General features: G+C 68.1%; 8 protein-coding genes. 1 reads left to right on the forward strand and 7 read right to left on the reverse strand.

The genetic code is table 11. From position 1 onward, the window contains the following. Nucleotides 1-54: 54 nt before the first annotated feature. From pstS to O9271_RS02335, 4 genes are all read right to left on the reverse strand, one after another. Nucleotides 55-1,188: a phosphate ABC transporter substrate-binding protein PstS gene (pstS, locus tag O9271_RS02320; RefSeq protein ID WP_298265817.1), complete on the reverse strand. Its 1,134-nt coding sequence runs from the start codon at nucleotides 1,186-1,188 to the stop codon at nucleotides 55-57. Nucleotides 1,189-1,223: 35 nt separating this feature from the next. Continuing rightward, nucleotides 1,224-1,865: a hypothetical protein gene (locus O9271_RS02325; protein WP_298265818.1), complete on the reverse strand. Its 642-nt coding sequence runs from the start codon at nucleotides 1,863-1,865 to the stop codon at nucleotides 1,224-1,226. A gap of 126 nt (nucleotides 1,866-1,991) precedes the next feature. Further along, nucleotides 1,992-3,734, reverse strand: coding sequence for a hypothetical protein (locus O9271_RS02330; protein ID WP_298265820.1), 1,743 nt, complete (start codon nucleotides 3,732-3,734; stop codon nucleotides 1,992-1,994). 152 nt (nucleotides 3,735-3,886) lie between these two features. After that, a complete protein-coding gene (locus O9271_RS02335) occupies nucleotides 3,887-6,688 on the reverse strand; it encodes a TonB-dependent receptor (protein WP_298265823.1) in 2,802 nt (933 codons plus the stop codon). A 209-nt stretch (nucleotides 6,689-6,897) separates the two neighbouring features. Between O9271_RS02335 and O9271_RS02340 the strand changes: the two genes are divergently transcribed. Next, a complete protein-coding gene (locus tag O9271_RS02340; RefSeq protein WP_298265825.1) occupies nucleotides 6,898-7,743 on the forward strand; it encodes an NAD-dependent deacylase in 846 nt (281 codons plus the stop codon). Between the two features lie 52 nt (nucleotides 7,744-7,795). Here the strand turns inward: O9271_RS02340 and O9271_RS02345 are convergent, their stop codons facing one another. From O9271_RS02345 to udk, 3 genes are read right to left on the reverse strand one after another with little or no spacing between them, the layout of a single operon-like run. Beyond that, complete coding sequence (locus O9271_RS02345) at nucleotides 7,796-9,235, reverse strand: HAMP domain-containing sensor histidine kinase (protein WP_298265827.1); 1,440 nt, start codon at nucleotides 9,233-9,235, stop codon at nucleotides 7,796-7,798. Further along, nucleotides 9,236-9,958, reverse strand: coding sequence for a response regulator transcription factor (locus O9271_RS02350; protein ID WP_298265829.1), 723 nt, complete (start codon nucleotides 9,956-9,958; stop codon nucleotides 9,236-9,238). A gap of 7 nt (nucleotides 9,959-9,965) precedes the next feature. Beyond that, on the reverse strand, nucleotides 9,966-10,682 hold the full coding sequence (gene udk / locus O9271_RS02355; RefSeq protein ID WP_298265831.1) for a uridine kinase: 717 nt from the start codon (nucleotides 10,680-10,682) through the stop codon (nucleotides 9,966-9,968). Nucleotides 10,683-10,820: the final 138 nt, after the last annotated feature.

The following is a 10,820-nucleotide window of genomic DNA, read 5'->3' on the forward strand; positions in this document are numbered from 1 at the left end:
CAGGTGCGGGTAAGGCCGGCCTGCGGTCCGGTTCCCCCGGTCGATCGGCAACCCTCAGCGTACCGTACCGGAAGCCGCCCCCGTCGCGCAAGGGTCGCACCGCAGCGCCCCATCAACCCGCGCCAGCACGGCGTCCGCCACGGCGGACGGAAGCGGCACATAGCCCATACTGCTGGCACTGGGCGCCCCTTCGAGAAGCGCCCAACGCAGAAAATCGGCAAGGGCAGTGCGCTTGGTTGCCGAAAGTTGCGACGGCGCGATCAACAGCCACGTGAAGGCGGCCAACGGATACGCCTGCTTGCCTTTGGCGTCCAGCAGGGACACGCGAAACCCGCTCACCCCCTCGTCATCGAACGGGGCGAGCGCGTCGAGGGTGTTGGCGGCGGCGGTCGCAATCTCGAAGGGCATGGGAGACACGAATTGCCCCGCGCGATTGCGGATGTGTGCCGCGGGCAGACGATTCTGCCGCGCATAGACCACCTCGAGGTACGCCACGGTTCCGGCCGTGGCCTTCACCTCGGCCGCGACCGCTTCGTTCCCATCGCGCACGATCACCGAATCCCCGCCTGGCCATGGGGCGTCTGCGGCCGCGGCGGCGGACGCGCCCTGCACCAGCTGCAGATAACGGGCAAAGATGCGTGCCGTGCCACTGCCGTCGCTGCGGCGCACCGGGCGCACGGCCAGGTGCGGCAGCGTCACGCCAGGGTTGATGGCGCGCAGGCGTGCGTCATCCCAGAAGGCAATGCGCCCGCGAAACAGATCGGCGACGACCTCACCCGACAGGCGCAACGGACGCGTGGTGCCGGGGACGTTGTACGTAATGGCCACGGCCCCGACCGCCATGGGGATGTGCACCACCGCGCGTCCGCGGGCCTGCATGGCGCTGTCGGATACCGGAATGTCGGTCGCGCCGAAATCTGCCGAGCCGTTGAGGGCCGCGGCGATCCCCTGCGGCGATCCCTCCGAGCGGTAGGTGATGCGCACGGGGGCGACCGCCGCATACTCGTTGAACCAGCGCGCATACAGCGGGTACGGCAGCGTGGCGCCGACGCCGGTCAGCACCAGCCGTTCGGACTCGGCCACGGGCAACGCCTCACGGGCTGCCCCCGAGTCGCGGGCGCTGTCCACGGGCTGTTTGCGCGTCCCCTCACCACACGACACCGCAGGCAGCAGGGCAACGGCAAGCACTGCCGAGAGACGTACGCCTTGTCTGCGCCGGCCCCTCATAGCGCGTTGGCGTAGCCGATGAACTTGAATCGCCCCTCGCGCTCGAGGATGGTGCCGAACCAGCGTCCTTCGGGAAGCGTGGTGGCTCCCGCTCGCAGGCGAAGCGCGCATTGTTGGTGTAGCCGGTTCTTTCCCTCCACCGTTACCGAATCGGCGCAGCGCAGCTGCACGAGCGACACCGTGGTTCCGCCAAGTCGCGCGAGCGCCTTGGGAAGACTCTCGTTGCTGCTGGTCATGATCTGTCCCCACAGGAGCTGGGGTGGTGCCTCATACGGAGGCTGGCTCATGGCCGATGTGGGGTAGTACAGATACGCAAACTCGCCCCGGTCGAGCGTGAGGGCGTTGAGTGTGGCCGTATCGCTCGTTGAGAGTGCCGTGAGAAACCGGCGCACCAACGACTCGCGATCCGGCGCTGCGTGGCGCAGCGTGTCGACCGAGTCGACACCCACCCGGAAGCGGCGCAGTTGCTCGGCAATGGGCAGGATGGAATCGACAGTGCCGCCGGCGGCGATGACCTCGGCGATGTGGGCCGCCTGGGAATCGGCCGCCGTACGTGGGCGTGCGTCGCCACACGCTGCCGCGAGGAATGTCGCGGCGGCAACGGCAAGCAGGAGAGAGAGGCGCGAAGGCTGAGGCATGAGGGGAGAACGGTGAAGAACAGGAAAACGGCCAGGGCCGCATCGCGACCCTGGCCGTTTCACGTAGCCCACGATATCACCGCGGCGGATCGTAAGCTGAAAGGTAGATGCCGGTCACGCGGTCGGTCAGTTGCGGGCGTAGTTGGTCCAGCCTTCCCACCACTTCGTGCCACCCGGGGCGGCAGCGCCGCGGTACACGGTGGGCGTGATGAACGTGCCCACGCGCGCCGCAATGCGCGGGTCGGCCGCGAACGTGGACAGTCCACCCGTGGCGATGGGCGAGTTGGCCGCCGGCGACCAGTCGAGGCTGGCGCCATTGGTCGGGGTAGCGGGCAGCGCCGTGAAGAGGCTCGCCGCCGTTACGCCCGCGCCCACCACGATGTTGGCGTTGCGCGCAGTGAACGCGCTCGCCTGGCCGAAGTTCGTGCCCGTTGCATCGAAGCCGCCGTCTGCCCCGCCATTCTCGGCGAAGTAGAGGTTGCGCACGATGAGCGAGTCCACGAGAAAACGATTGTTGGACGTGGAGTCGCGGAGCGAGATGCCCCCGCGCGGCCAGCGCGTGACCACGCCGTTCACGTAGTAGCCACCCGTACCACGGCGCAGCACGGCACCCACGCCACCGCTGCCCGGCACGGTCACGCCAGACGCCGGACCCACGAGCGTGAAGTTCGCGAAGACGTTCATGTTCCACAGCCCATCATCGCGGCCGGCACTCTGCGCATTGGCCCCCGACGGCGCCACGCAGCCACCACCGTTGCAGCCGTCCACTTCGAAGCCCTGCGGGTCGGCAGACACGGCACCGGCGCCAGGGCGCGGCGTGAGGTAGGTGCTCTGCAAGCCAATGAGGAACTGGTTGAGCCCGCGATAGCCCTCGGAACCATCGAAGTGATCGTCACCCGACTCGTACGACACCAGGTAGCGGCCGTTCACGGTGCCGCCAAACCACTCGAAGTGGTCGTCGAGGCCAGCGAGCGCCTGGACGTATTCGACCGTGGTGCCACTGCCCACCGCCGCAAACGTAAACGAGTTGAGCTCGGCGTCGGCGAGGGTGGCATAGCCGGCAAACTCCACACGCACGTAGCGCAGCGTGCCGCTGTTGTCGCTATCCACCGTGCCGCCGGTGTAGATGATGCCCGCCGGATCAGCGCCCACCACCGAGCCGTTCGAGCCTTCCACGATGACGTTGCCGACGCGGTTGGCGCGGGCATTGCCCACGATGACCAGACCGCCCCAGTCGCCCGGCGACCGGTTGCCGGCGGAGCGCTGCGAGGTGAAGACCACCGGCGCCGCCGCCGTGCCGTTGGCCACGAGGCGCGCACCGCGCAGCACGAAGAGCGCCGAGCCCAACGCCGTGGTGTCGCCCACGATGCGCGTACCCGCGTTCACTGTGAGTGTGGCACCGCTGTTGACGTACACGAAGCCGCGCAGCACGTAATTGGTGTCGGCACTGAGCGTGCGGTTGGCGGCAATGGAGCCGCTGAGCACTACAGTCGGGGTGGGCGCAACGGCGTAGGCCACCGTGACGCTGGCGGTGGCGTTGGACGCCACCGTGGCCGGTGATCCGCTGATCGTCGCATTGTAGCGGACGCTGTTGGCGGTCACCTGCGCTGCGGCGACTGTGTAGCTGCCGGGTGCCACGCTGATGGTGGTAGTCCCCGTGACCGTCTGGCTGAAGCTGCCCGGCCCGGTGACGGTGACCGCACCGTTCACACCGGTGGGGAGCCCCGACACCGTTACCGCCAGCGAACCGTTGGCAGGCGTTGGGGTGACAGGAGGCGAAATCGGGTCGTCACTACCACCGCAAGCGGCGAGCGCCAGTGCGGCAAACGACGTAAGCGCGAGTGTACGCAGGCGCACGGTCATCGTCATCGGGAGTCGAGATTGAATGGTGAACGGCATCGTCGAGACTTGGCGATCCCTATCGGAAAGAAGCGCGCGCTCTGTCGTCAAAACGTCATGACCCGGTCACGGTTGTGTCACCGAGACCGGGTCATGTGATCCCGCGCTGGGAGGTCGCGGCGCTACTGCCGCCAGCTCAACCCCATCGAGACGACGCGACCGGCGTTCCATCCCTCCCGCTCCAGATTGCCCTGCATGAAGCGGAAGCGGGCATCGAGCAGGTTGCGGGCATCCATGCGCGCCGAGAGGTTGCCGCGCACCGGGAACCGCAACGACAGGTCGAGCAGGTGGCGCGGCTTCTCCACGATGTTGGGGAGGGGCACCACACCGGCCGCGGTGATGCGTTCGCCGACCACGTTGTACAGAATCGTGGCGTTCGTGCTGCCACTCATGTTCGAGTAGGTAAGTCCCGTGTTGATCACATACGGGGCCTGGCCCACCAGTCGCCGGCTCTGGTCGGTGACCGTGAGGCCGCCGGTAGGGTCGAGTTCCACGTTCGACTGCATGAGCGTCACGTTGCCGAACCCGGTGAAGGCCTCGCCCCAGGAGCCCAGGAAGCCGAGCTGCTTGCGGGCTTCAAGCTCCACGCCCACGTTCGTGGCGCTGAGCGCATTCTGGAAGCGCGCCTGATAGGCGCCCGACGTAGCCTGCTCGAGGCGCTCGATCGGACGATCGAAGCGCTTGGCAAACACGCCCACGCTGAGCACCTCGCCGGGATTGGGGAACATCTCCCAGCGCAGGTCCACATTGTCGATGAGGGACCGCACCAGCGCCGCATTGCCAGTGACACTCACGCCGCCCAGTACATCGCGGAAGGTCACGGGGGCCAGTTCGCGGTACTCCGGGCGCGCCAGCGTGCGCGTGATGCCGAAGCGCAGATTCTGCGTGGAGGACAGCTGCGTGTTGAGCAGCAGCGAGGGAAGCACGTCGGTGTTGTCGAGCGTGGCCGTGGTCGTGAACCCGCCCTGCGTGGAGGCATCCACGGTGATGCGCGCCTGCTCGAGGCGCGCGCCGGCGATCATGCGCACCCGCGACCCCAGACCGATGTCCGACATGAGATACCCGGCCGCCGTGCGGTCGCTGGCCAGGTAGGAACCGGCCTGCCCGATGGGCTGCACGTTGATGAGGGCGCAGTTGTCACACGCCTGGGCTTCGCCGAAGATCACATCGGGTGTCTGACGCACCACGCTCTCACCGGCGCGGCTGATGAAGGCGAAGATGGGGGCATCGGCCGTGCGGTCGGTGGTCCGCAGGTAGGCGCCCACCTTGAGCGTGTTCTGCTTCGCCACGTCGCCCAGATTGATCGTGTGATCGACCTGGCCGGTGACGTTGTTCTCCTGCAGGTCGAAATAGAGGCGACGGGCGCCGTCGAGCGACGCGAGAATCTGGTAGGGCCCCTCGGGGGTGCGCGCGTACACCACGTCGGAGCGGTCGGGCTCGCGGCGGTCGGTCTGGCCGAACGTCACCGCCCAGGCGGTGCGGTTGCGATCACTCAGCTGGTGCTCACCAGAGCCGGTCATGGTGGCCACTCCCCGCTCGACGTAGCGCAGCGTGGTGCGCTGAATGCTGTCGTTCAGGTTTTCGTCGAAACCACGGTCGGAGCGTGCCTCGTTGTCGGCGCTGCGGGTAACCGTCGTATTGAGGGCGAGGCGCGAGTTGCGCCCCACGAGCGTCGAAAGGTTGGCGATACCCCCCCACGAGGCGCTGGCGCGACCGGTCTGCCCGCGCACTTCGGTCAGTGGCACGACCGTATTGTTGGCACCCTGGTTGCCAATGGCATAGCGCTCGTCGGCGCGCACTTCCTCGCTGTAGCCGTAGTTGCCGCTCAGCACGTACCCGATGCGCTTGCCCAGAATGTTGTTGCCGCCGGTGGACATTCCGAACGAGCCGTTCACACCACCATTGCGGAGCGACGGGCTCCACACGTTGCGCTGCTGACGTGCCATCTGGTTGTACTGGGACTGCGAGACGTTGCCCAGAAAGTTCGCGCCGGCAATGGCCGATGGCATACGGCGGTTCGCCGACGCATTCCCGAACAGCTCGCCGCCGGCGCGCGGGGCGAAGGGCAGCGTCTGCCCCAGCACGCGATCGCCAAAGCCGAAGCTCGTGGAATAGTTCACCTGCCGGCGAGCGGGGAACTCACGGGTGCGGATGTTCACGTTGGCGCCCGCGAAGTCACCCGGCATGTCGGGGGTGAAGGTCTTGGCCGTGGTGACGTCCTGCAGCAGGCTCGCCGGGAACAGATCGAGCGGCACGACCTTGCGTTCGGGCTCCGGGCTCGGAATGCGCGCACCATTGAGCGAGGCCGTGGTGTAGCGCTCGGAGAGGCCGCGTACCTGCAGGTACTTGCCATCCTGCACCGTCACGCCGCTCACGCGCTGCGCGGCGGCCGCCGCATCATTGTCGGGGCTGCGCGCGATCTGCTCCGCGGTGATGGCGTTCACCACGTTCGTGGCGTTCTTCTGCGCGTTGAGGGCGTCGTTCACCGACCCCTTTTCCTTGGTGGCCGTGACACTGACCGCGGCCAGTTGCACATCGGCGCTGCGCAGCGAGATGTCCTGCTCCAGCGCGCCGTTCGGCGGCAGCAGCAATCCCGTTACGGTCTTGGGGCCGTAGCCGATGCGGCGCACCTGCAGCGTGATGGTGCCCGCAGGCACGCGCAGCAACGTGTATCGGCCATCGACCGCCGTTTGCGTGCCGAAGGCGGTGCCCACCACCTGAATCTGCGCCGCAGGAATGGGCTGGCCGGTGACGGCGTCCACGATGCGCCCGGTGATCTTGCCGGTCGATGCCTCCTGCGCAGAGGCGGAGGCGGGAAGAAGCACGGAAACGGCAGCGGGAACAACGGTCACCGTGGTCGCCAGCATCGCGCGACGGGAAGCGCGACGCGCGGCACGGTAGAGCGCGTGAACGGAAATCCGCATGGGATGTTCGGAGCTTTGAGGAGACAGGTCGCGGAGTACGTGGCGCACTCCGGACGCAGGGAAAGCTCCGTGACCCAGGTTTCAGTCATCCGACAGTTGTGCAACGAAACGGTCACGGCAACGCGGTCCGGAACGGGGGGCACGCAATGGGAGGAAGCCCCTCGGGCGATCTGGTGCGAAGCAGGTCCGCGTAGTATTGTCGCCCGAGCATGGTCCCGACTGATCCCAATCTTCAGCGGCGCCGGGTCGCCTCCCCGCCGCCAACCGATCCCCAGACACGCGCCGAGGCGCTCACCGTAGCTGCCAAGGCGCTTCGCGCGGCCGAGCACGTGTGCGTACTCACGGGCGCCGGCGTGTCGGCCGAGAGTGGCATCCCCACCTTTCGCGAAGCGCAGACCGGCACCTGGGCGCAGTTCAGCCCACAGGAGCTGGCCACCCCCGACGCTTTTGCGGCCCACCCCAAACGGGTCTGGCAATGGTATGCCGCGCGTCGCGCGATGGTGCGGGCGGCACAGCCCAACCCGGCGCATGTGGCACTCGTCACGCTCGCGTCACGAGTCGCCCACTGTACTCTGGTTACCCAGAACGTGGACGACCTGCATGAGCGGGCCGGCAGCCGCGACGTTGTTCGGCTGCACGGCTCCCTCATGCACGTCCGGTGCAGCGCGGGGTGCGCCGGCTCGTTTGCCGCCACCGACGAGCAGCTCGCCGACGTGCCCACCTGTCCGCAGTGCGGGGCGCTCCTGCGCCCCGATGTGGTGTGGTTCGGGGAAACGCTCCCTATGCCCCCCTTCGAGGCCGCCCGCAACGCCGCCGTGGCGTGTGACGTGTTCATCTCGGTGGGCACATCCAACATCGTCGAGCCGGCAGCGTCGCTGCCGTGGATCTCGGCGACCCACGGGGCCACGGTCATCGTGGTGAATCCCACCATGGAAGGGCAGCGCTCAGGCCCCAGCATCCTCCCCATCGAAGGGCCGGCCGGGGTCATGCTGCCGCGGCTTATAGCCGAAGCCTTCGCCGGTCGCCGCGCCAGGCGGCAGGCGGAATCGGCCTGAACGAGACGCGCTGGCGGCCCCGCAGGACTTCGCGAGGTCGCCAGCAGTCGTGTCAGACGGGCAGCGGGGTGGGGAGCCAGACCGCAATGGTGGTGCCCACCCCAACCGTGCTCTCCGCCCGCACGCGCCCGTTATGCGCTTCCGCCAGATGGCGCACGATGGAGAGGCCGAGGCCCGTGCCGCCGGCCTCGCGGGACCGACCGGGATCGGCGCGGTAGAACCGCTCGAAGATGCGCGGCAGGTGTTCGGGGCCGATCCCCATCCCGGTATCGCGCACCCCCATCCATACCCCGTCCCCCTCGCGTTCGGCAAACACGACCACACGCCCCGCGGCCGTGTGGCGCAGGGCGTTCTCGGCGAGATTGACAAGAATCTGCCCGGCTGCGGTCGGATCGCACTGGATGAGCCGGGCGTTGGCGGCAACGTCGATGGCCAGCGAAACCCCCTTGTCGTCGGCGCGCGACTGCAACGGGGCGAGGGCATCCGCTGCGAGCTCCTCGACGCGCAACGCCACCGGCGCCGGACGCCATCCTCCCGACTCGATGCGGGAGAGGTCGAGCAGGTCATCGACGATGCGCTGCATGCGCTGCACGTTGGCCTCTGCCATGCCCAGGAACTGCCGCCGGAGGTCGGGCGGAACGTCGTCGTCCTGCAGCGTCTCCACGAACCCGCCAATGATCGTGAGCGGCGTGCGCAGCTCGTGGGACACGTTGGCCACGAAGTCGCTGCGTACCGTCTCGAGCCGGCGAACCGGGGTGAGGTCGTACATGGCAAACACGGCGCCCCCTCCACTCAGGGCGCGTACCGTGAGGGCCAGCGTGCGACCGGCGAGCTGGATTTCGCGCACGATGGGCGGGGCCCCCGACAGCACCAGTTGCAGCGCTTCCTGCAACTGCGGTTCCTGTGGCAGCTCGTTGGCGGGGAAGGGGAGCGGCTGGCGCAGATTGAGCAGCTGACGTCCGCGCTCATTGATACGCACCACCCGCTTGCGCGCGTCCACGGCCACGACGCCTTCATTGAGCGACTCGGTGAGCGCCACCAGCAGTGCTTCTTCCGACTGCATTTCCCAGAGGCGCGTTTCCATCTGCTCGGCCACACGGCGGAGCGAATCGGCCAGGTCGCCCACCTCGCCGCCGCTGATGGACCGGGACGGTCGGGCCGTGAGATCGCCGCCGGCCAGGTCCTGCGCCATGTCGCGCAACTCCTGCATGGGGCGCGTCACCTGCCCGGCGAGTGCGCGCGCCAACAGCAGAGCCACGACGAGCGCAACACCGCTGGCAATGAGCACGTCGTTGCGGATGGCCCCCAGCAGCGCCTCGTCGGCGGCCGCTTCCAGGCTGGCCCGATCGGCCGGTTGGGCCATGCCCACAGCGACGGTATCCTGCAGCTCCAGCCGGTGCCGTACCCGCCACTCCACGGCGCCCAGAATGATCGCCACGAGGAGCGTGGCGACCACGGCGCTCTGCACCAGCAGTCGCTGGGTGAGCCGCACTCAGTACGCGCGCGGCGCCGTGGCGCGCAGTCGGTAGCCGAAGCCGCGCACGGTCTCGATGAGGTCGCCGGCGGTGCCCAGCTTGGTGCGCAGTCGCTGCACGTGCATGTCGACCGTGCGGGTCTGAATGTCCGGGGCGGCTTCCCACACCGTCTCCAGCAGATGCCCGCGCCCCTGAACGCGCCCGCGGCGCTCGGCCAGGGTGAGGAGCAGCTTGAACTCGGTGGGGGTGAGATCCACGGCCTCGCCGCTCACGTTCACCGTCATGGCCGCCCGGTCGATGTGCAGCGGGCCAATCACCAGCGCATCGGTGTTGCCCGCCGGCTGCGCGGACCCGGTCCGGCGCAGGATGGCCGCCACGCGCAGCACCAGTTCGGCCGGCGAGAAGGGCTTGGTGAGATAGTCGTCGGCACCCAGCGACAGGCCGCGGATGCGATCGGGTTCTTCACGGCGGGCCGTGAGCATGATGACGGCGATGTCGCGCGTGCTCTCGTCGAGGCGCAGCTGCTCGAGCACGTCGAACCCGGACATGCCTGGCAGCATGAGGTCAAGCACGATGAGCGACGGGCGCTCACGGCGCGCCAGCTCGAGTGCGTCCTGCCCCGACGACGCCGTGGAGACGCGATAGCCGGTTTTCGCCAGGTGGTAGGCCACCAGGGCGACGATCTCGGTTTCGTCGTCCACGACGAGAATGCGATCAGCGGTACTCGGAGCAGCGTTCATGCACGGGTCAAAAGGTGCCGGCGTCGGCCGGTTCGGCGTCGGCGCGCGGCACCCGCGACTGGGCGCGGGTGTGCAGTCGACGCTGGATCTTGGCCACGATCATCTCGATCGCGACCGTATTGCTCCCTCCCCGTGGGACGATGACGTCGGCGTACCGCTTGCTGGGTTCGACGAACTGCAGATGCATCGGCTGCACGGTCGTGAGATACTGGTCGAGCACCGATTCGAGCGTGCGTCCGCGCACGGCCGTATCGCGTCGGATGCGGCGAATGAGGCGGATATCCGGATCGGCGTCGACGAACACCTTCACATCGCACTGCGCCCGGATGTTGGGGTCCGACAGAAGCAGGATGCCGTCGATCACGACGACGTCCGCCGGCTCGATGCGCCGGGTGCGACTGCTGCGGGAGTGCGTGGCAAACTCGTACACCGGCATGTCCACCGCTTCGCCGCGGGCGAGCGCCTCGAGGTGGGTCGAGAGCAACTCCACGTCGAAGGCATCGGGGTGATCCCAGTTGACGTGATGCAGCTGGTGCAGCGTCAGGTGCCGGAAATCCCGGTAGTACGCGTCCATCTCCAGGAAGGCGACGGAGGCGTCGGGCAGGGCTTCTGCCACCTTGCGAGCCACCGTCGATTTCCCCGAGCCGGTACCGCCCGCGATGCCGATGATGAGCGGTTTCATGAGCGGAGTAACCGGTTCGTCCACGAGGGATATCTCTAGCATGGACCGCCGTCGTTTCCGGACGGTTACGGCGGTGTAACGAGTAGGTATCGGCAACCGGGGCCGATCGGACCGTGCCACGGGAAGTTCGCGGCGGCAGGGGGGACCCGGCAAGGACGGATTCGGACCGCCGCCCACGCC

The organism is Gemmatimonas sp. (genome assembly GCF_027531815.1).
Taxonomy (GTDB): Bacteria; Gemmatimonadota; Gemmatimonadetes; order Gemmatimonadales; family Gemmatimonadaceae; genus Gemmatimonas.

Coding starts and splice junctions, on each gene's coding strand:
- udk (WP_298265831.1), bottom strand. CDS start 10,682: ATGCTAGAGATATCCCTCGTGGACGAACCGGTTACTCCGCTCATGAAA.
- O9271_RS02340 (WP_298265825.1), top strand. CDS start 6,898: ATGGTCCCGACTGATCCCAATCTTCAGCGGCGCCGGGTCGCCTCCCCG.
- O9271_RS02335 (WP_298265823.1), bottom strand. CDS start 6,688: ATGCGGATTTCCGTTCACGCGCTCTACCGTGCCGCGCGTCGCGCTTCC.
- O9271_RS02325 (WP_298265818.1), bottom strand. CDS start 1,865: ATGCCTCAGCCTTCGCGCCTCTCTCTCCTGCTTGCCGTTGCCGCCGCG.
- O9271_RS02350 (WP_298265829.1), bottom strand. CDS start 9,958: ATGAACGCTGCTCCGAGTACCGCTGATCGCATTCTCGTCGTGGACGAC.
- O9271_RS02330 (WP_298265820.1), bottom strand. CDS start 3,734: ATGACGATGACCGTGCGCCTGCGTACACTCGCGCTTACGTCGTTTGCC.